Here is a 21,891-nt window from a genome sequence, read left to right on the forward strand (position 1 = left end):
TGCAATACAAAAGTGGTTTACAATTGTGTAAACCACTTTTACATAGTTGTCAAGATTTTATGATTCCTTAACTTCTAGTAAACCAACTTCACCATCTTCGCGGCGATACAAAACATTTGTTGTTTGATCTTCGACATCAACATAGATAAAGAAATCATGCCCCAACAAATCCATTTGAAGAAGTGCTTCTTCCAAATCCATTGGTTTCAAATCAATTTGTTTTGAACGAACCACTTTTGGTGGCACAACATTTGCATCTTCAACTAAATCATCTGTAAAGAGTTGGCTAGTTGCAACCTTATTTTTATTCTTGCGTTCGATTTTTGTTTTATTTTTACGAATCTGACGTTCGATTTTATCTGTTACGAGGTCGATAGAGCCATACATATCTTGAGAAACATCTTCTGCACGAAGAGTAATTGACCCAAGTGGAATTGTTACTTCAACCTTTGCTGTTTTTTCACGGTAAACTTTCAAGTTGACACGTGCATCCAACTCTTGTTCAGGTTGAAAATATTTTTCGATCTTTTCGAGTTTAGAAACTACATAATTGCGAATTGCTTCTGTTACTTCTAGGTTTTCACCACGGATACTATATTTAATCATATAAGTACCTTCTTTCTAAACATTTTTATTTTTCTAACTATATTATAACGCTTTCATTTTCATTTTGCAAATTTTTCCTCATCTTACAAGGGAAAAAGTTTTGACTTCCAAAACACCTGCTTCTTCCAGAAGCCTTTTCACACGATTAATAGTCGCTCCTGTTGTATAGATGTCATCAATCAGCAAAATCTTCTTAGGAAGTGAGGTCTCATCTTTAATGAAAAATGGGGTCTCAGTAGCTAATCTTTCTGAACGATTCTTAGAAGAACTAGCTTTCTCTTCTCTTTTTCCCAATAAATCATAAAAAGAGAATCCCGCTGCCTCAACCAAACCTTCAACCTGATTAAACCCTCTCTCAAGTAATCTTTCAGGACTTAAGGGAATCACCACAAATTCATAGTCTCTGTACTTTTTCAATTCCTCAGCAAGAACGGAAGCAAAAACTTTTCTAAGCAAAAAATCCCCATCAAACTTATATCGACTAAAGAAGTCTTTCATCGCTTGGTTATAGGTGAAAATCGCCTTATGATCAACTTGGATTCCTTCTTTACACCAAAATTTACAATCTTGACACGTTGTTGACAACCCTCTTTTCATGCAGTTTGGACAATGGTCTTCACCAATCTTCTCAAAAGTAGAATCACAAGCTGAGCAAAGATAGTTGTGCTCATTCTTAAACAGTAAGAGGTGACTAAATGTCAAGTCACTCTTTGTTGACTGGCCACATAATAAACAATTCATAATCCCGCCTCCTTGTTCATCTGCTTGATTTCCTTGATTGCCTTTTTGATGGAAGTATTTAATCCATCATGAAAGAAGAGCAACTCACCAGTTGGTCTGTCCATACTACGCCCAACTCGCCCACCAATCTGAATCAAGCTAGACTTGGTAAAGAGACGATGATTAGCTTCTACTACGAAAACATCCACACAAGGGAAGGTAACTCCACGCTCTAAAATTGTCGTACTGATCAGTATCGTCAACTCTCCATCTCGAAAAGCTTGCACCTGCTCTAATCGATTTTCTGTGACAGAGGAAACAAAGCCGATATTTTCATTTGGAAACTGTTCCTGCAATATTTCTTTTAGTTTCTCGCCTTTTTTAATTTCTGATGCAAAGATTAACAAGGGATAACCTGTTCTTCTCTGCTTCTCAATGGAGCTCTTTAACTTAGGTGACAACTGACTCTTATCTAAATAACGATTAAAATCCGATAACCAAACTGGCTTTGGAATAATCAATGGATTTCCATGAAATCGTCTTGGCAAGCTTAATCGTTTTAATTCTCCAGTGCGAACCTTCTTATCTAACTCATCTGTAGATGTCGCTGTTAAAAAGATTCTCAGACCATCCTCCTTTACACATTGGTTTACAGCGTAGTAAAGTATAGGGTTGTCAACATAAGGAAAGGCATCTACTTCATCTACTATCAGCAAATCAAAAGCATGATGAAATTTTAACAGCTGGTGAGTCGTTGCAACTACTAAGGGAGTTCGAAAATAGGGCTCTGATTCGCCATGAAGTAGTGCTATCTCACAAGCAAAGTCATTCTGCAGTCGCTTATACAATTCCAAACATACATCGATTCGAGGACTAGCCAAACACACCGAACCACCATCGTCAATCACTTTGGCTACAACTTGATAAATCATCTCTGTCTTTCCAGCTCCCGTGACAGCATGAACTAAGGTCGGTTCTTTCTTTTCGACTGCTCGAATCAATCCCTCCGATACCTTCTCTTGAAAAGGAGTCAATTGACCACGCCATTTAAGAACATCTTGTTTCGGAAAATCCTCCTGCGTAAAATAGTATAAAGCTTGATCACTCCTGACTCGCTTCATCAGCAAGCACTCCCTGCAATAGTAAGCACCAACAGGCAAATACCATTCTTCCAAAATAGGACTGTCACAACGTTGACAAAATAGTTTCCCCTTCTCTTTTCTCATTGCTTGCAGTTTCACTGCTGCCTCTCGTTCTTCTTCGGTTAATTCTTTCTCAGTAAACAAGCGACCGAGATAATTTGGATTTACTTTCATACTTCTTTATTCGTAAAAATCTAGCGCTTTAGGTATTTTTTTAGTACAATAAAATCATGGAATTTAGAACAATTAAAGAGGACGGGCAGGTCCAAGAAGAAATTAAAAAGTCACGCTTTATCTGTCATGTAAAGCGTGTCTATAGTGAAGAAGAGGCTCGTGATTTCATCACGACCATCAAAAAAGAACACTACAAAGCTACCCATAACTGCTCTGCTTTTATAATAGGGGAACGCAGTGAGATTAAGCGCACGAGTGATGATGGTGAACCTAGTGGTACTGCTGGAGTTCCAATGCTTGGTGTCCTAGAGAATCACAATCTTACCAATGTCTGCGTAGTGGTTACTCGCTACTTCGGGGGAATTAAGCTAGGTGCTGGTGGTTTAATTCGTGCTTATGCAGGTAGTGTAGCCTTGGCTGTCAAAGAAATTGGCATTATTGAAATCAAAGAGCAGGCTGGTATAGCCATTCAGATGTCCTACGCTCAATACCAAGAGTACAGTAACTTCCTTAAAGAACATAATCTCATGGAGCTGGATACAAACTTTACAGATCAAGTCGATACGATGATTTATGTTGACAAGGAAGAGAAAGAAAATATCAAGGCTGCTCTTGTGGAGTTTTTTAATGGAAAGGTTGCTTTAACAGATCAAGGTTTACGAGAAGTTGAAGTTCCTGTAAACTTATTGTAAACAAAAATATAGATAGCACCTACTAAATTTATTCGCAGATTTACAGCTCAGACCTTTGATATAAAAAAATCCTATCGCTTTGATAGGATTTCTATATTTTACAAATAGCCTTGAGCGCGTTATACTAGTATCATCTTATACAAAGAGGTATATCTATGGCTATTTATAACAATATCACTGAACTAATCGGACAAACACCGATTGTTAAACTTAACAACATTGTTCCAGAGGGTGCTGCAGATGTTTATGTAAAACTTGAAGCTTTTAACCCTGGATCGTCAGTAAAAGACCGTATTGCCCTTAGCATGATTGAAAAAGCGGAACAAGATGGTATTCTAAAACCAGGCGCTACCATTGTTGAGGCAACGAGTGGAAATACTGGTATCGGACTTTCTTGGGTAGGTGCTGCTAAGGGATATAAAGTTGTTATCGTCATGCCCGAAACGATGAGTGTGGAACGACGTAAGATTATCCAAGCCTATGGTGCTGAACTCGTCCTTACTCCTGGTAGCGAAGGAATGAAAGGCGCAATTGCCAAGGCTCAGGAGATCGCAGCTGAACGTGACGGCTTCCTTCCACTCCAATTTAACAATCCAGCTAATCCTGAAGTACACGAAAGAACAACAGGAGCTGAAATACTGGCTGCTTTCGGTTCTGATGGACTAGATGCTTTTGTGGGTGGTGTTGGTACTGGTGGAACGATTTCAGGTGTTTCTCACGCTCTTAAAGCAGCAAATCCAGACATTCAAGTTTATGCAGTTGAGGCAGACGAGTCAGCTATCTTGTCTGGTGAAAAACCAGGACCTCACAAAATTCAAGGTATCTCAGCTGGATTTATTCCTGATACACTTGATACAAAAGCCTATGACGGTATCGTCCGTGTAACATCAGATGATGCCCTTGCGCTTGGCCGTGAAATCGGCGGAAAAGAAGGGTTCCTTGTTGGGATTTCTTCAGCCGCAGCGATTTACGGGGCAATTGAAGTTGCCAAAAAATTAGGTACAGGTAAGAAAGTCCTTGCTTTAGCACCAGATAACGGCGAACGTTATCTGTCTACAGCACTCTATGAATTTGAAGTGTAATCTCCTAAATGCACTTAGCCCTTATTATAGGGCTTTTTCTTTGTTCAATTTAAAGAAAAATCTAAGTTCCCTACAGCAAAAGAAAAAGGAAGCAAATTGCTTCCTCTTTTATCATTAGTTATTCAAGGCTGCTGCCATTGTAGCTGCAACTTCAGCTTCGAAGTCATTTGCAGCTTTCTCGATACCTTCACCAACTTCAAAGCGAGCGAACTCAACTACTGAAGCGTTAACTGAATCAAGGTATGCTTCAACTGTCTTGCTATCATCCATGATGTAGACCTGAGCAAGAAGTGTGTAAGCTTGGTCAACTTTAGTGTTGTCAAGCATGAAGCGATCCATTTTACCTGGGATGATTTTGTCCCAGATTTTTTCTGGTTTGCCTTCTGCAGCCAACTCAGCTTTGATGTCAGCTTCAGCTTGAGCAATTACTTCTTCAGTCAATTGTGCTTTTGATCCATACTTCAAGTGTGGAAGGGCTGGTTTGTTAACCATTGCACGGCTTTCGTTGTCTTGGTCGATTACGTGGTTCAATTGTGCTAACTCATCTTTAACGAATTGAGCGTCCAATTCTTTGTATGAAAGAACTGTTGGTTTCATCGCTGCGATGTGCATTGACAATTGTTTAGCAAGAGCTTCGTCTCCACCTTCGATAACTGAGATAACACCGATACGACCACCATTGTGTTGGTAAGCTCCAAAGTGTTGTGCATCTGTTTTTTCGATCAAAGCAAAACGACGGAATGAGATTTTTTCTCCGATAGTTGCTGTTGCAGATACATAAGCTGCTTCAAGAGTTTCACCTGAAGGCATTGTCAAAGCAAGTGCTTCTTCGTTGTTAGCTGGTTTTCCTTCAGCAATTACTTTAGCTGTAGCATTTACCAAGTCAACGAATTGAGCGTTTTTCGCAACGAAGTCAGTTTCAGCGTTTACTTCAATTACTGCTGCAACGTTACCGTTAACATAAACACCAGTCAAACCTTCTGCAGCAACGCGGTCAGCTTTCTTAGCTGCTTTCGCCATACCTTTTTCACGAAGCAATTCAATCGCTTTTTCGATATCACCGTCTGTTTCTACAAGCGCTTTTTTAGCGTCCATAACACCGGCACCAGATTTTTCACGCAACTCTTTTACAAGTTTAGCTGTAATTTCTGCCATTTTGATTCTCCTATATTTTTTAAAAATAGGAGAGCCGGGCTACGCCCCGCCCTCCTAGGTAATTACTATTTGTATGAATTAAGCGTTATCGCCTTCTACAACTTCAACGATTTCTTCGATTGAGTCTGCTTGAGCTTCTGAAGCTGCAAATTCTGCTTCAACTGCTGCTGCATCTTCTCCTTGGCGTCCTTCGATGATAGCGTCAGCCAATTTAGCTGTGATCAATTTAACAGCGCGGATAGCGTCATCGTTAGCTGGGATGATTACATCGATATCGTCTGGATCAGTGTTTGTGTCAACCATCGCTACAACTGGGATTCCCAATTTTTTAGCTTCTTTAACAGCGATTTGCTCTTTATGTGGGTCAACTACGTACATTACATCTGGGATACGAGGCATGTCTTCGATACCACCCAAGAATTTTTCAAGACGTGCACGTTGCTTGTTAAGAAGTGCAACTTCTTTCTTAGGAAGAACGTCGAAAATTCCTTCTTCTTCCATACGTTTGATTTCTTTCAAACGAGCAATACGTTTTTGAATAGTTCCCCAGTTAGTAAGAGTTCCACCCAACCAACGGTGGTTGATGAAGTATTGACCTGAACGTACAGCTTCTTCAGCAACAGCGTCAGCAGCTTGTTTCTTAGTACCAACGAACAATACAACTGCATCGTTAGCTGCTGCGTCACGCATAAAGTCGTATGCTTGGTCAGCGTATTTTACAGTTTGTTGCAAGTCGATAACGTGGATTCCGTTACGCTCAGTGAAGATGTACTTAGCCATCTTAGGGTTCCAGCGACGAGTTTGGTGACCAAAGTGTACACCAGCCTCAAGAAGTTGTTTCATTGAAATTACTGCCATGAGTATTTCTCCTTTTTGTTTTTTCCTCTTCTAGATTTCAACTTGCAAAACGACCCAGGGGCAACAGTTTCACAATTCATCAAGAATGAGTATTATCGTTTACACGACAGGTTTTATTCTATCATATTTCAACAGTATTTTCAAGCTATTTAGTAGAATTTTAGTAGGACTTTCGGATAAAAACATTAAAAGAGACTCGATTGAGTCTCTTCGTTTTATACATTAGTTTGGATAGATATATGTTACGTAACCTTCAGAAGTTGTAGTTGGGTTGAACCATCCACGTTTGTTTCCGATTGTACGATCTCCACCGTAGTTTGATTCTGATACTTGAATACGAGTTGATGATGAAACTGCTGTAACAACCGCTACGTGTCCATAACCACCATCATTCCAACATGCAATCGCACCAACTTGTGGAGTTGAACCTGTGCGGAATCCTGCTGCGGCTGCACTTGTTGCCCACTGAGCTCCGTTGCCCCAGTAATCTCCAGCCCAAGGTGCCAATGTTTTAGCTCCCCAAGTACATTCACCAGTTGGATAACTTGAAGCATTTGAGCTGTATGTTGGACGTTGTCTAGCAGGCGCTGGCGCAGGTGCCGGAGTGTAGCTTGAATCTTCCTCGTCAGTTGTTGATGTTGCCTGTACTTGAGCAGAGAAACTTGTGTTTCCAGAAGCAACAACTGACTGCTGTTGGCTTGTTTGACGTGCTCTGTAAGCTGTTTCTGCTTCTGCAGCCGCACGTGCTTCTGCCTCTGCTGCCGCTTTCTGCTCTAGCAAACTAACTTTCTCACCTTCTGCAGTAGCTTTCTCAGCAGCAAGATTCAACTCTGCAACCTTCAACTCAGCTTGCTTAGTTGTCAATGCCTGCGCATCATCAGCCAGTTTTTGTTGGTTAGCAATAACTGTATTGATTGCTTCATTATTGGCTACTTGTTTATCAGAAATTGCTTTTTTATCAGCCTTTTGTTGCTCCAACATTTTGTTGTTAGCCGATACAATCTCGCTCATTGCAGCAACACGCGAAATGGCTTCTGTGATTGATTTTGAGTTTACAATTGTATTAATGTAGCTAGTCGCAGCTCCATTTGTCTGTGCGCTACGTGCTTGTTTTTCTAAAGAAGCATTACGAGCCACGATATTTTTAGAAAGCTCTGTAATTTCTCCTTCAAGTTTTTTAGATTCAGCCTGCAATTTTTCGTTTTCAGCTTGCAAGCTTGCTTGCTCTGCTTGAATTGTTGAAACTTGACCTTGGATTTGATCCACTTGCTTTTGAGCTTCTTGTTGTTGCGCTGTTAAACTGCTAATTTTATTATCTTGAGCAGCAATTTTTTCATCAGTTGTTTCTGCACGAACAGTTGTCAATACTGCCGTTTGTGAGACCAATACTGTACTTAACAAAAGTGACGCTAAGATTTTTTTCTTCATATTCTGTCGATACTCCTTCTATTTGAGACATTACTAGTATACCAAAAAAAGACATAATAAATATTACGCCTTTGTTACATTTATATTTCTTTCTTATAGATAAATTTTTTCAAAAATAAATTGAAAAATGACAATCCATAAGAAGTTCAGAATCATTGATGGGACAAGGCTATAGACGATGAATATCGGCATGTAATCTACAGTCAGTCCCACGGCAAGAGCCAAAAGATAGCTCCCCATATCAAACAGAAAACTGATCACAATAATGGTCAACATCCTTGTCCAACGATTTGTCAAAATCACGCTGTTAAACTTGTGGAGCGAAGCACCTATCAAGATAAACAAAAGCGTGGCAATTCCAATCAAGTGGAAAAAATAGATATCGTAAACCAAACCCACTATAAAACAATAGGCTAGGTAGAGATATTCCGATACTTCGATTGTCTCAAATAAGAGAAACAAAAATAGAAAATGACTGGCTAAATGAAAGTGGGGGAAAAAGGATCCCACCAGTTGTCCAATATGAGCATCAATTAGCACAACAAAAGGGAGTAAAAAGAAAATACCAATTTGTTTTAACAATCTCATTGCTAATTCCCCACTAACTCTACCACATGAAGATCTTTGATATCAGCACTTAACTTTACAGTTACCTCTCGTGTTAGATAGTCACTGCTGTGCGTTGTACCAACAATCTCTCCAACAGGAATATCTTTGACATTAAAGTTTCCTAGCCCACCTGTAGTCACCTTGTCTCCAGCACTGATGTCACTATTACTATTCAATTGACTGATTTTAAGCAGTTCAGATTCCTTGTCATAACCAACGATAATTCCGTAAATTTCAGTAGAACCATGTTGGATTTTAACAGAGATCTTATCCGTGTTTTCAGCGTTGGTTAAAAGATTGACAGTTGTTGAATGATCTTCCACCTTTGAAACACTACCAACCAAGCCACCGTTTGCAATGACCAACATATTTTCAGAAGCTCCTTTTGAACTTCCCGCATCAATTGTTAACTCTTGCTTCCAAGATACTGGAGCACGCATAATCACATCTGCTGCTAGGGTTTTTGTAGCCTGCAATTTTGACTTCATCTCTAGCAACTGACGTAGTTGTTCATTTTCTGTTTTTAAACGTTCTGATTGATTAGACTCCACCTCTAGTTGATAGAGCTGTTTTTTTAGACTCTCGTTTTCATTGTAAGTCTGCGTCAAATGACCCAAATCCGATTTGAAAGCATCAAACCACTGAAAAGGTTTTTGAACAATTCTATCTACTAAGGAAATGCCATCTCCTAGTTTCGTCACAATAGCACTTGAATAAGTTGTCACTAATAGTACAGAAACTGCGAGAACTGTGACAAAAACGATGATTAGATATTTTGATTTTTTAAAACGGTTCATATTCCTACCTTTTTACTAAAGATCTACTACTGTGATTTTTTATCAATCTTACGAATCCACTAAGATTTTAAGAAAAATAAGAGACATCCCAGCACCAGAATCACAAGAATTGCCAGTGTATCCTTTTGACTCCATCTCAATTGTCTATACTGACTTCTACCCTTTCCTCCCTTATAACCACGCGCTTCCATGGCAATTGCCAATGAATCTGCACGCTTTAAGCTCGTAGCAAAAAGAGGAATTAAAATCGGAATCATAGCCTTTACTTTTTGAACGATGCTACCTTCGCCAAAGTCAACTCCACGAGCTTTCTGAGCATTCATAATTCTCGTTGTGTCATCCATCAAGGTTGGAACAAAACGCAAACTCATTGATAACATGAGACCAATTTCATGAACGGGAACTTTCACGCGTTTCAGCGGTGCTAAAAGAGCTTCAACTGCAGCTGCCAGACTCAAAGGCATGGTCGTTAATGTCAGCAAGGTTGAAAAGAAAATAATCAACACAAAACGACAGAAAATGATTCCCGCTTGTTGCAAAGCATAATCCGTTATTCTTATAAAAGAAAACTCAAATAAGACATTTCCACTTGAAATGAAAAAGAGTTGAAATAGAGTCGTAAAGGCAATCAAGAAGAACATGGACTTTAATCCCTGAACGAAAAATGAGAGAGAAACACCAGATAAAGCGATAAATATACCTGTCGCTACAAAAAGAATTAGATTGGCAAGGGGATTATTGGCCCAAAATACAATCAAAATCAACAGGATCATAGCAAGCAATTTACTACGGGGATCCAAGCGATGAATAATGGAATCTCCTGGTATATAACGCCCTAAAATCATACTATCCATTTAGCGACTCCTTAAACTCCTTTATCTTGATTGGCAGTTTTTTAAAAGCTATACCTCTATCTGCCAAACGTTTGCAAAAGGCTGTGATTTTAGGCACACCTAACTGCACATTTTCCATAAAGGCTACATCTTGGAAAACTTCGCTCGGTTTACCACTTTTGACTAAGCTCCCCTTTTCCATAACGTAAACCTGATCAGCATACTCAGCTACATCATCCATCAAATGCGTTACCAGAACAATTGTCATTCCAGAAAGGTGAAGTTTTTTAAACAGGGTCATCAATTCTTTTCTGCCCAGAGGATCTAGCCCTGCTGTCGGCTCATCCAAAACCAAGACAGTTGGCTCCATGGCTAGCATACCCGCTATAGCCACACGTCTCATCTGGCCACCCGAAAGTTCAAATGGACTTCTCTCAAAGAGTGACTCATCGATGCCCACCAAGGCTAACTTTTCACGCGCAATTTTCTTTGATTCTTCCTCAGAAACTCCAAAATTTTGTGGTCCAAACGCAACATCTTTCAAAACAGTCTCTTCGAAAATCTGATTTTCAGCAAATTGAAACACTAGACCAACCTGCTTTCTAATCAGACGAATTTCTTTATTGGTTGATGTAGAGGTAATGACGGTATCGAAAACTCGAACAGAACCCTTACTTGGAACCAATAGACCATTTAAAAGCTGTAAGATTGTCGATTTCCCACTACCTGTATGTCCTATCAAAGCTGTATAGGAGCCGTCCTCAATCGTCAAGGAAACATCAGTCAAGGCTGATGAAGATAGGGGAGTCCCCTCTTGATAGGTAAAGCTCACATTTTCTAGAGTAATTCCCATAACTTGTCCTCTAGCTCTCCTTCTGTCAAATATCCATCCGGCAACTGATAACCAGTCTCTCTCAAAGATTCTCTCAATTGATTAGTAAAAGGCTCATCTAACCCTATCTGGTCAAGGTCATCCCGAGAAAAAAGTTCTCTTGGACTGCTGGTTGACTCCACTTGGCCTTTTTTCATGACCAAGACACGATCACTCATCGCAACTTCTTCCAAATCGTGCGTAATGGAGACGACTGTCATCTGGTGGTATTTTCGAATCTCTTGAACTGTCTGAATCAGTTCTCTGCGCCCCTCAGGATCCAACATACTTGTAGCCTCGTCCAGAATCAAAATAGCTGGTCTCAAGGCAACAACTCCTGCAATAGCCACCCGTTGTTTTTGTCCACCAGACAAACGAGCTGGTTCTCTCTTCTTAAAGTCCAGCATACCTACCAACTCCAAAGATTCAGCCACTCTCTTTTTCATTTCTTCACGAGGAAGTCCCTGATTTTCTAGGCCAAAGGCAACATCATCTTCAACAGTCGCCCCCACAAATTGGTTATCTGGATTTTGAAAAACCATACCAATTTGACGACGCAAGTCCCAAACGTTCTCAGAGGACAGCAGTTGACCATCTATCCAGATTTCTCCAGACTCTGCTTCAAGCAAGCCATCAATCAAACGGATAGTTGTTGATTTTCCACTCCCATTATGGCCTACAATCGAAAGCCATTCTCCACGTTTCACGTGAAACGAGACATTATTAACGTCATAATGTTCCTGGTCTTCCTTATAACGAAAAGACAGATCTTTTACTTCAATAATCGATTTCATTTCGAACCAAATGTCCCTTTGAATACATAAGCGCTACCCTTGAAATAATCATAACCAGAGTAGATAGTGAAAAACAAAGCTATATAAAGCAACAGTTGCCCAATTAAATTCCAATGTAAGAGCAAAAAGATAATGGCAAACATTTGACTAAAGGTCTTAATTTTCCCTGGCATCGCTGCTGCTAGAACTGTCCCTCCCGTCTCAACAAGCAACAAACGCAAGCCTGTCACCGCAAGTTCACGACAGATGATAATAGCAACAACCCAAGCTGGAGCCATACCTAACTCAATCAACATGATAAAAGCTGACATAACCAGCAACTTATCCGCCATCGGATCTGCAAACTTTCCAAAGTTGCTGACTACATTCCATTTACGAGCAAGATAGCCATCGAGATAATCCGTTATACTAGCAACTGCAAAGATGATTGCTGCCAGCAAGTGACTGCCTTGTGAATGGCCCAAAGTCAAAATAAGAATAAAGAGAGGTATAAAGAGAATTCTACCAATTGTTAATACATTAGGGATTTGTTCTTTTTTCATTGTTTCTTCCTTAGTCTGTAGTGAATGTAAGTGTTACAGTTCCAGTCTGAGTCGTCAACTTGGAAGTATCAACTGTTTGATTATCTACAGTCACAGTAACTCCCTTCACTACACCTAAGGTGATAGTAACGGGATTCTTAGTTGAAACTGTTGTTTTTGCATTTTTATTGTCTGCGGATAGTGTCACACCACCCTCTAGCTCGCTTCCTGAAACACTAACCCAGCTAGTTACATCCGAAACTGCCAGCTGAACCGTAGCTGTTTCCTTACTCGTTTTATACCGAGCTTCAATGCGGTTTCCTTCGCCTGACACTGTAATAGTTGATTCCGTAGTAGAAGATGGGCTAGACGTCTGACTACTAGAAGATGAACTAGTTGAGGTTGTGGAACTAGTTGAGCTCACAACACTATAATTAGGCGAAGAAGGACGCGTTGGTTGAGTCTGGATATAATTCCAAACATAATAAGTCACAAAAATTAAAATCGACAAAGCAAATAGAACGAAATAAAACAAGGGGAGATAAGACGTTTTTTTCTTATTTGATCGTCTACGACCAGACAAGTCTTCTTCATCAACATCTACCTCTTCGTAGGTAATCATGCTTCCCGAATCATAGGCATCCAAAATGATTCGCTCGTCCAATTCAACCGCCCAGGCATATTTTCTCAAAAAAGAACGAGCATAAAATGGACTAGGAAGTTGATCAAAATCATCAGCCTCCATAGCCTCTAATAAATTCATCTGAATATCCGTTTTTGCCTGCAGTTCTTCTATACTCAATCCCTGGTTAATTCTGGCTAGACGCAGAACCTCACCAATTGTTTTTTTTCTCATACGTACCATTCCTTCTTTCTAGTATTAGTCATCTTTTAAGCTGGAAAGATTGTGAAATCAACTAGATCACCATTATCAATCAAACGATGTCCAGCTTCTAGAACATCCTCCAAAGTAATTTCCTGTAAAATTTTTGGAAAATCAAAAATTGTTTCTCCGCGATCCATCGGATCGTATTGAGTTGCAATAAATTCCAAAGAGTTCATGCTACTGAAAAACTCACCAAATATCTCACTCTTAACAAGATCTAAATGCTCCTCGGTAATATCCGCATCACTACTAAACTGACGAATCGCTTTACGAAATTGATGCGACAGAGAAACAGGCTCTTTCGTGTCCATTGTCAATATCACAAAATGAAAGCGACTGTTGACTTCAACCTCAAGTGACAATGACGCATCTAACTTCCCATTCTCATATAACTTTTGAAATCGCTCAGAAGTCCAACCAAACATCATCGTAAACAATAATTTTAGCAAAATATTATAACGGTAGCAATCTTCTGCTGCCACCTCACCTGCTCCCCTAATTCCAACAGCAAGTTTTGGTGAAGAGACTTCCATCCGAAGGTTATCTGTTTCTTTGACAGCTTGTAAAGTAAGCTTCTCCTTCCTTACTACCATTTCTTCCAAGTTTCTAAGTTTCTTTTGCAAAAAATAGTTCTCAACTGTATCTACATCAAAATTCCCAACTAAAAACAAAGACATATTTACAGGTTTGTAAAAGGCTGTAAAGTTATTTTTTAAGTCATTTAGCTGGATATTGTTAATTGACTTTTCACTTCCAACAATATCTGCTGCCAGAGGAGTATTGGGATAAAGATTTGCTAATGTTGCAAAAAACAGACGCGAATCTGGATCATCTTGGTACATCTCACGTTCCTGTTGGATAATTTCCCTCTCTCGCTCAACTGACTCTTCTGTAAAATGAGCAACTGTTACCAACTCCTCAAGCAAATCCAAATTTTCTGATAAATGATCTATTGTTGAAAACAAATAGCTCGTCTTTGTAAAACTCGTAAAAGCATTGCTATCAGCTCCCAAGCGTGTAAAAGACTCCATAATATCTTCAGCATTTTCTCTCTCAAATAGTTTATGTTCAAGAAAATGTGCAATTCCAGCTGGATAACACTGTAAACCTTTTTTAGATAGTGTAAAGCTTGTGTCTACTGATCCAATTCGAACTGTTACAACTCCGTAAACTTCATTAAATTGTTTCTTAGGAAGGAGAGACACTGTCAATCCATTTGATAGACGAGTCTGATAAACCGTCTCCTTTATGGCAGGATAGTATTTTTCTTCAAAGGTAACTGGTATCATTCTATTCCTTCCATAAAGTATATCGCTTGTAACCGAACACTATTTGCTGCTTTGCAGATAGCTTCTTTATCAACTTGATTTAATTTTTCAATCCAATTGTCAAAATCTGATGTAGATTTCCCTAACAAACTATTCAAGTAAACTCGCTCGATTAGTGAGCTCTGACTATCTTGCGCAAGCAATAAGGTTCTGCGAATCATCTCCTTAGTCTGTTCAATCTCCAAATCTGTAAAATTACCTTTCTTTAGTTCAAGTAATTGATGATTCATCAATTTTCTGGCTTGATTGCGCTTTTCCCGATCAATGCCAGCATACATCCTCAATTGACCACTAAATAAATCCAATTGACTGGAGATAGTGTAGGCTAGACCAGCATTTTCCCGAACATTTGTAAAAAGCTTAGAGTGAGCAAAACCACCTAACAGACCATTCATTACTACCATGGCTAAATGATGCTTGTCTCCATAGCTCGTAGAACAATGGTAAGCCAATTCCAAAACGGATTGGCCCACATTCTTACGAATCATTCCTTCCCGAAGGACATTTGAATATGGTTGTTGGTACTGAGGCTTGACATCGATTTGACGCCCTGTAAAGGAGAATGATCTCAACCACTCCTCCACTTCAACTTCATTAAAATCACCTAAGAAAAAGAAATCAATCCGATCTTTGTTGAGAGCATCTTGAAAGCAAGTGTAGCTACTTCCCGGAGACTCATTTGAAATGCGATTTCGTAAATCACTATATCTCAATTGAAGACGTTCATCATGAAAGAACAAGTTATCCAATTCCTTATGAGCAAAATAAAATGAATCATCCATATCAGTAGCCAAACTAGCCAATAACTGTTTTCTTTCAATTTCAAATAAGGCTGGCTCAAAAGCACCATCTTGAGCTAAGGGGGAAAATAAAGTCTGTTTCACCAATTCAAATATTTGAGAAGTCAAGACATTCTTTTTACTTAAAAAATCATCCCTCACATAGGTAAATGTTAGGTCAAGAATATGTACCTGTCCCCTACGATAAGCACTCGTAGAAATATCTGTTCCATATAAACTTGCCAAGTATCTGCGAAAAGCTTGAGATGTTGGGTGAGCTTTATTGGCAGTTTCCAACATACTTGCACTTAACATGCGTCCTGCTATTGTCTCAAGAGATAAGGAAGCAGTAAAACGAATAGTGATTTTATTTGTTTTAAACTTTTTGGATTGAACAAAATGTGCTGAAATTCCAGGCACCAACTCCATACCTTACCTCCTTACATATAGAGTTCTATTATACCACGAAAATCAAAATTTTTCTTGTTCTCTTTATAGCTTTCAAAAGTAAAATCGTTTTCATTTTGACTGACTTTCCTTCAGTTATTTCAGGGAAAATATGGTATAATACCTTAGATTGAGGTGAATTATGGAATACAAATTATTTGAAGAATTTATTACGCTCCAAGCCCTCCTAAAAGAGCTTGGAATTATACAAAGCGGCGGTGCTATCAAATCCTTTTTAATGGAGCATCAAGTTTACTTTAATGGTGAATTAGAAAGTAGACGTGGGAAAAAAATCCGTATTGGAGATACGATTGATATCCCTGATTTAAAAATTGATATCACCTTGACACAACCAAGTTTAAAAGAGCAAGAAGAATACCAAGCAGATAAGATTGAAAAAGAGCGGATTGCTAAACTTGTCAAAGAGATGAACAAGGGTGTAAAGAAAGAAAAACAAAAAACTACTTCATCACCTAAAGCCAAACAAGCTCCACGTTTTCCAGGAAGATAACTATGTGGCTTCAACATTTAACAATTAAGACCTTTCGAAATTACAAAGAGGCAAAAATTGATTTTAATCCAAAATTAAACGTCTTTTTAGGCCAAAATGCGCAAGGAAAGACCAATATTCTAGAAGCAATCTATTTCTTGGCCTTAACACGCAGTCATCGTACTCGAACAGATAGAAATCTTATTCATTTTGATGAAGAACAACTCCATCTTTCTGGCTTGCTACAGAAAAAAACAGGTTCTATACCTCTAGAAATTGATTTAACACCAAAAGGGCGTGTGACTAAAGTCAATCACTTAAAACAAGCTCGCCTCTCAGACTACATCGGACATATGAATGTGGTTCTCTTCGCACCTGAAGATCTCCAGTTAATTAAAGGAGCGCCCTCCGTTCGTCGAAAATTTATAGACATCGAACTGGGACAAATTAAACCAATCTACTTGTCAGACCTGTCAAACTACAACCATATACTCAAGCAGAGAAACACTTACCTAAAATCCAGTCAAAAGATTGACGAAACATTTCTGTCAGTCTTAGATGATCAGTTAGTAGAGTATGGTTGTCGCGTTATAAAGCATCGAATAAAATTCATTAAAGATTTAGAGAAATTTGGTCAAAAAAAACACTTAGAAATCTCAAATCAATTAGAAGAGTTGTCAATATCTTATCAATCATCTGTCAACTTTACTAATGAAGAACTGTTAATGGATTCTTTTAAAACGGCTTTAGAAAAAAGTAGATCAAGAGATTTATATAAAAAGAATACTGGTGTCGGCCCTCATCGAGATGACATTACTTTCTATATCAATGGTATAGATGCTAGTTTTGGAAGTCAAGGTCAACATCGTAGTCTTGTACTCTCTATAAAATTAGCAGAAATAGAGTTAATGGAAAGTATTACCAACGAGTCTCCGATACTACTACTTGACGATGTTATGAGCGAACTTGACAACACTAGACAACTAAAATTATTAGAAACGATTTCACAATCTATCCAAACCTTTATCACAACAACAAGTTTAGACCACTTGCAAAATTTGCCAGAAAATCTTAGTATCTTCAATATCCAAAGTGGTAAAGTATCTGTAAACCCAAATTGACAACTTTGTAAACAAAAAGAACTCCTGAAATTCAGGAGTTCTTTTTTACTTCTTACATAGAGTAGTTTGGCGCCTCATTAGTGATTTGTACATCATGAGGATGGCTTTCTTTCAGGCCAGCCCCAGACATTTCAATAAATTGAGCGTTGTCATGCAATTCTTTAAGGTTAGCTGCACCACAGTAACCCATACCAGAGCGAATACCACCAATCATTTGGAAAACAATATCAGCTGCTGCGCCTTTATAGGCTACGCGACCTTCAATTCCTTCTGGAACAAGTTTGTTCGCTTCATTGACAGAACCTTGGAAGTAACGGTCACTTGAACCTTTCTTCATTGCAGCGATTGACCCCATACCACGGTAAGTCTTGAATTTACGTCCTTGGAAGATTTCCGTTTCACCTGGTGCTTCGTCTGTTCCAGCAAACATTGATCCAAGCATAACTGCATTTCCACCTGCGGCAAGGGCTTTTACAATATCTCCAGAATACTTGATTCCACCATCAGCAATAATTGTTTTTCCATATTCGCGCGCAACGGCTGCCGCATCATAGATTGCTGTCACTTGTGGGACACCCACACCTGCAATCACACGAGTAGTACAGATAGAACCTGGTCCGATACCGACTTTGACAACATCTACACCTGCATCATAAAGAGCACGCGCACCTTCTGCAGTTGCAATATTACCAGCAATCAAAGTGCGATCTGGGAAATGAGCACGAATCTCAGCAATTTTACGCAAGACACCTGCAGAATGACCATGCGCAGTATCAATAACAATTGCATCAGCACCTGCTTCAAAAAGGGCTTCGGCACGTTCAAATGTATCTGAAGTGACACCTACCGCACCAGCAACTAGAAGACGGCCAAATTCATCCTTTGCTGCATTTGGAAATTCAATCACTTTTTCAATATCTTTAATAGTAATCAAGCCAGAAAGACGACCTTCTTCGTCTACCAAAGGAAGTTTTTCAATACGGTGTTCTTGAAGAATGCTTTCAGCTGTTGCAAGATCTGTACCAACAGGAGCAGTAACAAGATTTTCGCTGGTCATGTGGTTTGAGATTGGCTGATTGTAATCTGAAATAAAGCGAAGATCTCGGTTTGTCAAAATACCAACCAATTTACGATTTTCAAGTGTTTCCACAACTGGAACACCACTGATACGGTAGCGTCCCATCAGTTCGTCCGCTTCAGCAATAGTGTGTTCTGGAGTCAAGAAGAATGGATCAATAATAACACCATTTTCAGAACGTTTTACCTTGCGAACTTCATCTGCCTGTTGCGCAATAGACATATTTTTATGGATTACTCCAAGACCACCTGCACGAGCAATAGCAATGGCCATTTGACTTTCTGTGACTGTATCCATCGCGGCTGTTATAATTGGGATATTTAAAGTCAGATTATCTGCCAATTTTGTTGTTAAATCTGCATCATTAGGCAACACATGACTTTCTGCTGGAATGAGCAATACATCATCAAAGGTAAAACCTTTTTTTAAAAATTTAGTATCCCAATTAGACATTGAAGTTTCCTCTTTTCTTTCTTTTTGAGCTTGACTCTTTTTGTATTGTATCTATCATACCATTCTATGAAAATTTGTCAATTATATTTATAACAGAAAACATAAAAAAACTATCCCTGTGATTCTATGGAAGAGATAGTTTTACGATTCATATTTTATCTATTATTTAAAATAATTTAGTCCCATTGCTCCCTTAACTTCAGATAGAGTTTGCCCTGCAACCTCACGAGCTTTTTCACTACCTTTTTGAAGCATATTGTACACTTCACCCATATCCTTAGCAAATTCGATACGGCGCTCACGAATAGGACCAAGTTCACGTTCGAGTATTTCAAGTAGATAACGCTTCGTCTTCACATCGCCAAGACCACCACGTTGATAGTGTTCTTTCATCTCTGCAATGTCTTGAGCATCTTCAGGACGACCAAAAACATCTAGATAATGGAAAACCATATTTCCTTCAATCTTACCTGGATCCTCGACTCGAATATGGTCTGGATCAGTATACATGCTCATGACTTTTTTACGCAAGGTATCCGCATCATCAGCTAGATAAATACCATTATTAAGGGATTTAGACATCTTGGCATTTCCATCTAAACCAGGCAAACGCCCTGCTCTCTCATTTTCTGGATAAATACCTTCCGGTTCCACCAAGACATCACAGTTATATGCGTTATTAAAGGAACGAACAATCTCGCGAGTTTGCTCAATCATTGGTTTTTGGTCTGTTCCTACAGGAACATAATTGGCCTTGAAAGCTGTGATATCAGCTGCTTGCGCAATTGGATAAACCAAAAATCCTGTCGGAATACTTTCTCCAAACCCTTTCTGAGCAATCTCTGTTTTCACTGTAGGATTGCGTTCCAAACGAGCTAGTGAAACCAAATTCATATAGTACATAGACAGCTCAGCCAACTCTGGAATTTGACTTTGAATAAAGATAGTCGATTTACTAGGATCCAATCCAACTGCTAGATAATCTAAGGCAACATTCCCAATCGATTCTACAATCGTTTGAGGGTCTTTGGCATGATCTGTCAACGCTTGTTGGTCCGCCAAAAAAACAAACATGTCATACTTGTCTTCTTCCTGCAGTAATACTCTATTTTTAAGACTCCCAACATAATGTCCAATATGCAATTTTCCTGTTGGGCGATCTCCTGTTAAAATAATGGGTTTCGTCATTTTTTTCTCCTTCGAAATGGTCTCTTCAATTATAGCATTTTTTTGTTAAAATAACAGAAAATTATTTAAATCAAACGACTAACTCATTGTAAATAAAACTGTAAACTTAATTGACACAAAATTGACAGATAAAAATTTGAATATTTCTCTCTTTTCTAGTAGAATAAATGTATTACATATTATAGGAGAAAAATATTGCTTACAGTATCTGATGTTTCACTACGTTTTAGTGATCGCAAACTTTTTGATAATGTCAACATCAAATTTACAGAAGGAAATACATACGGATTAATTGGTGCTAATGGTGCTGGGAAGTCTACATTCTTAAAAATTCTGGCTGGTGATATCGAACCTACAACTGGTCACATCTCTCTTGGCCCAGATGAACGTCTCTCTGTCCTCCGTCAAAATCACTTTGACTATGAAGATGAACGTGCAATTGATGTCGTTATCATGGGAAATGAAAAACTATATAGCATCATGAAAGAAAAAGATGCTATTTACATGAAGGAAGATTTCTCAGACGAGGACGGTGTTCGTGCAGCTGAACTTGAAGGTGAATTTGCCGAACTTGGAGGTTGGGAAGCAGAAAGTGAAGCATCTCAATTACTTCAAAACCTAAATATTCCAGAAGAATTGCACTACCAAAACATGAGCGAATTGGCCAATGGTGAAAAAGTGAAGGTTCTCCTTGCTAAAGCCTTATTTGGTAAACCTGATGTTCTTCTTTTGGACGAGCCGACCAACGGTCTTGATATCCAGTCTATTACTTGGTTAGAAGATTTCTTGATTGACTTTGATAACACCGTTATCGTTGTATCCCACGACCGTCACTTCCTCAACAAAGTGTGTACTCATATGGCCGACCTTGACTTTGGAAAAATCAAACTCTATGTCGGAAACTACGACTTCTGGAAGGAATCTTCTGAGCTTGCTGCTAAATTGCTAGCAGACCGTAATGCCAAGGCAGAAGAAAAAATTAAGCAATTGCAAGAATTCGTTGCTCGCTTCTCTGCCAACGCTTCTAAGTCAAGACAAGCAACGTCTCGTAAAAAAATGCTTGACAAGATTGAATTAGAAGAGATTGTGCCATCTAGTCGTAAATATCCATTTATCAACTTTAAAGCAGAACGTGAGATTGGTAATGATCTCTTGACAGTAGAAAATCTAACTGTAAAGATTGATGGTGAAACTATCCTAGACAATATTAATTTCATCTTGCGTCCAGGTGATAAGACAGCTCTTATTGGACAAAATGACATCCAAACGACTGCATTAATTCGTGCAATCATGGGTGACATCGACTATGAAGGAACTGTCAAGTGGGGAGTTACTACTAGCCGTTCTTACTTGCCAAAAGATAACTCGGCTGATTTTGCAGGGGGAGAGTCAATCCTTGACTGGTTGCGTCAATTTGCAAGTAAAGAAGAAGATGACAATACCTTCCTACGTGGTTTCCTTGGTCGTATGCTCTTCTCTGGAGATGAGGTTAACAAACCTGTAAACGTCTTGTCAGGGGGAGAAAAAGTGCGTGTTATGCTTTCAAAACTTATGCTCTTGAAATCAAACGTCCTTGTACTTGATGATCCAACAAATCACTTGGATTTGGAATCTATCTCAAGCTTGAACGATGGATTGAAAAACTTTAAAGAATCAATCATCTTTGCTAGTCATGACCACGAGTTCATTCAAACTTTGGCAAACCATATTATTGTTTTGTCTAAGAATGGCGTCATCGATCGTATCGATGAAACCTACGATGAATTCCTAGAAAATGCAGAAGTACAAGCAAAAGTCAAAGAACTTTGGAAAGACTAAATAAGACTTCAAAACTCAGTT

Annotated in this window: 22 protein-coding genes; 5 read left to right on the forward strand and 17 right to left on the reverse strand. The window is 38.9% G+C overall.

Annotation, left to right across the window (positions count from 1 at the left end; translation table 11 throughout):
• Positions 1-57: 57 nt before the first annotated feature.
• From hpf to D8805_RS05800, 3 genes are all read right to left on the reverse strand, one after another.
• The gene (hpf, locus tag D8805_RS05790; RefSeq protein WP_125416134.1) at positions 58-606 is read right to left on the reverse strand and encodes a ribosome hibernation-promoting factor, HPF/YfiA family; all 549 of its coding nucleotides are present in this window, start codon (positions 604-606) and stop codon (positions 58-60) included.
• 78 nt (positions 607-684) lie between these two features.
• On the reverse strand, positions 685-1,347 hold the full coding sequence (locus D8805_RS05795; RefSeq protein WP_125416136.1) for a ComF family protein: 663 nt from the start codon (positions 1,345-1,347) through the stop codon (positions 685-687).
• Positions 1,344-2,642 carry a DEAD/DEAH box helicase gene (locus D8805_RS05800; RefSeq protein WP_038805917.1) on the reverse strand — a complete coding sequence of 433 codons (1,299 nt, stop codon included), beginning with the start codon at positions 2,640-2,642 and terminating at the stop codon, positions 1,344-1,346. Before D8805_RS05800 ends, D8805_RS05795 begins: the two co-directional genes overlap by 4 nt.
• Positions 2,643-2,698: 56 nt before the next feature.
• Here D8805_RS05800 and D8805_RS05805 point away from each other — a divergent pair, with 56 nt between their 5' ends.
• A complete protein-coding gene (locus D8805_RS05805; protein ID WP_038805918.1) occupies positions 2,699-3,334 on the forward strand; it encodes a YigZ family protein in 636 nt (211 codons plus the stop codon).
• A gap of 155 nt (positions 3,335-3,489) precedes the next feature.
• Entirely contained in the window at positions 3,490-4,416 is a 927-nt protein-coding gene (gene cysK / locus D8805_RS05810) for a cysteine synthase A (protein ID WP_125416138.1), read from the forward strand.
• Between the two features lie 114 nt (positions 4,417-4,530).
• On the opposite strand, the gene tsf is transcribed toward cysK, so the two are convergent.
• The 12 genes from tsf to yfmF form a co-directional block, all read right to left on the reverse strand.
• On the reverse strand, positions 4,531-5,571 hold the full coding sequence (tsf, locus tag D8805_RS05815; RefSeq protein WP_000808060.1) for a translation elongation factor Ts: 1,041 nt from the start codon (positions 5,569-5,571) through the stop codon (positions 4,531-4,533).
• A gap of 78 nt (positions 5,572-5,649) precedes the next feature.
• Positions 5,650-6,429, reverse strand: coding sequence for a 30S ribosomal protein S2 (gene rpsB / locus D8805_RS05820; RefSeq protein ID WP_000268473.1), 780 nt, complete (start codon positions 6,427-6,429; stop codon positions 5,650-5,652).
• 222 nt (positions 6,430-6,651) lie between these two features.
• Positions 6,652-7,857, reverse strand: a complete 1,206-nt coding sequence (pcsB, locus tag D8805_RS05825) for a peptidoglycan hydrolase PcsB (protein WP_125416140.1) — start codon at positions 7,855-7,857, stop codon at positions 6,652-6,654.
• Positions 7,858-7,950: 93 nt separating this feature from the next.
• A complete protein-coding gene (gene mreD, locus D8805_RS05830) occupies positions 7,951-8,445 on the reverse strand; it encodes a rod shape-determining protein MreD (RefSeq protein WP_061418728.1) in 495 nt (164 codons plus the stop codon).
• Between the two features lie 2 nt (positions 8,446-8,447).
• On the reverse strand, positions 8,448-9,263 hold the full coding sequence (mreC, locus tag D8805_RS05835; RefSeq protein ID WP_125416142.1) for a rod shape-determining protein MreC: 816 nt from the start codon (positions 9,261-9,263) through the stop codon (positions 8,448-8,450).
• Positions 9,264-9,322: 59 nt separating this feature from the next.
• Complete coding sequence (locus tag D8805_RS05840; RefSeq protein ID WP_000377877.1) at positions 9,323-10,117, reverse strand: energy-coupling factor transporter transmembrane component T family protein; 795 nt, start codon at positions 10,115-10,117, stop codon at positions 9,323-9,325.
• The gene (locus tag D8805_RS05845; RefSeq protein ID WP_125416144.1) at positions 10,110-10,949 is read right to left on the reverse strand and encodes an energy-coupling factor transporter ATPase; all 840 of its coding nucleotides are present in this window, start codon (positions 10,947-10,949) and stop codon (positions 10,110-10,112) included. The genes D8805_RS05840 and D8805_RS05845 overlap by 8 nt, the downstream gene beginning before the upstream one ends.
• Complete coding sequence (locus tag D8805_RS05850; RefSeq protein WP_061418740.1) at positions 10,934-11,761, reverse strand: energy-coupling factor ABC transporter ATP-binding protein; 828 nt, start codon at positions 11,759-11,761, stop codon at positions 10,934-10,936. The genes D8805_RS05845 and D8805_RS05850 overlap by 16 nt, the downstream gene beginning before the upstream one ends.
• Positions 11,758-12,303, reverse strand: coding sequence for a CDP-diacylglycerol--glycerol-3-phosphate 3-phosphatidyltransferase (pgsA, locus tag D8805_RS05855; RefSeq protein WP_061418743.1), 546 nt, complete (start codon positions 12,301-12,303; stop codon positions 11,758-11,760). Before pgsA ends, D8805_RS05850 begins: the two co-directional genes overlap by 4 nt.
• A 10-nt stretch (positions 12,304-12,313) precedes the next feature.
• Positions 12,314-13,138: a cytoskeleton protein RodZ gene (gene rodZ, locus D8805_RS05860; RefSeq protein WP_061418746.1), complete on the reverse strand. Its 825-nt coding sequence runs from the start codon at positions 13,136-13,138 to the stop codon at positions 12,314-12,316.
• A 35-nt stretch (positions 13,139-13,173) separates the two neighbouring features.
• Positions 13,174-14,457: an EF-P 5-aminopentanol modification-associated protein YfmH gene (yfmH, locus tag D8805_RS05865; RefSeq protein ID WP_125416148.1), complete on the reverse strand. Its 1,284-nt coding sequence runs from the start codon at positions 14,455-14,457 to the stop codon at positions 13,174-13,176.
• The gene (yfmF, locus tag D8805_RS05870; RefSeq protein ID WP_125416150.1) at positions 14,454-15,704 is read right to left on the reverse strand and encodes an EF-P 5-aminopentanol modification-associated protein YfmF; all 1,251 of its coding nucleotides are present in this window, start codon (positions 15,702-15,704) and stop codon (positions 14,454-14,456) included. The genes yfmH and yfmF overlap by 4 nt, the downstream gene beginning before the upstream one ends.
• 160 nt (positions 15,705-15,864) lie before the next feature.
• Between yfmF and yaaA the strand changes: the two genes are divergently transcribed.
• Both yaaA and recF read left to right on the forward strand, forming a co-directional pair.
• Positions 15,865-16,233 (forward strand): S4 domain-containing protein YaaA, encoded by a 369-nt coding sequence (yaaA, locus tag D8805_RS05875; RefSeq protein WP_125416152.1) that lies wholly within the window; start codon positions 15,865-15,867, stop codon positions 16,231-16,233.
• 2 nt (positions 16,234-16,235) lie between these two features.
• Entirely contained in the window at positions 16,236-17,333 is a 1,098-nt protein-coding gene (recF, locus tag D8805_RS05880) for a DNA replication/repair protein RecF (RefSeq protein ID WP_125416154.1), read from the forward strand.
• A 52-nt stretch (positions 17,334-17,385) separates the two neighbouring features.
• Here recF and guaB read toward each other — a convergent pair whose 3' ends face one another.
• On the reverse strand, positions 17,386-18,864 hold the full coding sequence (gene guaB, locus D8805_RS05885; protein ID WP_000073416.1) for an IMP dehydrogenase: 1,479 nt from the start codon (positions 18,862-18,864) through the stop codon (positions 17,386-17,388).
• Between the two features lie 162 nt (positions 18,865-19,026).
• Positions 19,027-20,052 (reverse strand): tryptophan--tRNA ligase, encoded by a 1,026-nt coding sequence (trpS, locus tag D8805_RS05890; protein ID WP_061418758.1) that lies wholly within the window; start codon positions 20,050-20,052, stop codon positions 19,027-19,029.
• 195 nt (positions 20,053-20,247) lie between these two features.
• Here trpS and D8805_RS05895 point away from each other — a divergent pair, with 195 nt between their 5' ends.
• Positions 20,248-21,870: an ATP-binding cassette domain-containing protein gene (locus D8805_RS05895; protein ID WP_125416156.1), complete on the forward strand. Its 1,623-nt coding sequence runs from the start codon at positions 20,248-20,250 to the stop codon at positions 21,868-21,870.
• Positions 21,871-21,891 lie beyond the last annotated feature (21 nt).

The sequence above is a fragment of the Streptococcus oralis subsp. dentisani genome, assembly GCF_003944205.1.
GTDB lineage: Bacteria > Bacillota > Bacilli > Lactobacillales > Streptococcaceae > Streptococcus > Streptococcus oralis_BH.

Excerpts from the sequence above, each read along its gene's own strand:
- hpf (WP_125416134.1), bottom strand. The coding sequence starts at position 606 with ATGATTAAATATAGTATCCGTGGTGAAAACCTAGAAGTAACAGAAGCA.
- D8805_RS05795 (WP_125416136.1), bottom strand. The coding sequence starts at position 1,347 with ATGAATTGTTTATTATGTGGCCAGTCAACAAAGAGTGACTTGACATTT.
- D8805_RS05800 (WP_038805917.1), bottom strand. The coding sequence starts at position 2,642 with ATGAAAGTAAATCCAAATTATCTCGGTCGCTTGTTTACTGAGAAAGAA.
- D8805_RS05805 (WP_038805918.1), top strand. The coding sequence starts at position 2,699 with ATGGAATTTAGAACAATTAAAGAGGACGGGCAGGTCCAAGAAGAAATT.
- cysK (WP_125416138.1), top strand. The coding sequence starts at position 3,490 with ATGGCTATTTATAACAATATCACTGAACTAATCGGACAAACACCGATT.
- tsf (WP_000808060.1), bottom strand. The coding sequence starts at position 5,571 with ATGGCAGAAATTACAGCTAAACTTGTAAAAGAGTTGCGTGAAAAATCT.
- rpsB (WP_000268473.1), bottom strand. The coding sequence starts at position 6,429 with ATGGCAGTAATTTCAATGAAACAACTTCTTGAGGCTGGTGTACACTTT.
- pcsB (WP_125416140.1), bottom strand. The coding sequence starts at position 7,857 with ATGAAGAAAAAAATCTTAGCGTCACTTTTGTTAAGTACAGTATTGGTC.
- mreD (WP_061418728.1), bottom strand. The coding sequence starts at position 8,445 with ATGAGATTGTTAAAACAAATTGGTATTTTCTTTTTACTCCCTTTTGTT.
- mreC (WP_125416142.1), bottom strand. The coding sequence starts at position 9,263 with ATGAACCGTTTTAAAAAATCAAAATATCTAATCATCGTTTTTGTCACA.
- D8805_RS05840 (WP_000377877.1), bottom strand. The coding sequence starts at position 10,117 with ATGGATAGTATGATTTTAGGGCGTTATATACCAGGAGATTCCATTATT.
- D8805_RS05845 (WP_125416144.1), bottom strand. The coding sequence starts at position 10,949 with ATGGGAATTACTCTAGAAAATGTGAGCTTTACCTATCAAGAGGGGACT.
- D8805_RS05850 (WP_061418740.1), bottom strand. The coding sequence starts at position 11,761 with ATGAAATCGATTATTGAAGTAAAAGATCTGTCTTTTCGTTATAAGGAA.
- pgsA (WP_061418743.1), bottom strand. The coding sequence starts at position 12,303 with ATGAAAAAAGAACAAATCCCTAATGTATTAACAATTGGTAGAATTCTC.
- rodZ (WP_061418746.1), bottom strand. The coding sequence starts at position 13,138 with ATGAGAAAAAAAACAATTGGTGAGGTTCTGCGTCTAGCCAGAATTAAC.
- yfmH (WP_125416148.1), bottom strand. The coding sequence starts at position 14,457 with ATGATACCAGTTACCTTTGAAGAAAAATACTATCCTGCCATAAAGGAG.
- yfmF (WP_125416150.1), bottom strand. The coding sequence starts at position 15,704 with ATGGAGTTGGTGCCTGGAATTTCAGCACATTTTGTTCAATCCAAAAAG.
- yaaA (WP_125416152.1), top strand. The coding sequence starts at position 15,865 with ATGGAATACAAATTATTTGAAGAATTTATTACGCTCCAAGCCCTCCTA.
- recF (WP_125416154.1), top strand. The coding sequence starts at position 16,236 with ATGTGGCTTCAACATTTAACAATTAAGACCTTTCGAAATTACAAAGAG.
- guaB (WP_000073416.1), bottom strand. The coding sequence starts at position 18,864 with ATGTCTAATTGGGATACTAAATTTTTAAAAAAAGGTTTTACCTTTGAT.
- trpS (WP_061418758.1), bottom strand. The coding sequence starts at position 20,052 with ATGACGAAACCCATTATTTTAACAGGAGATCGCCCAACAGGAAAATTG.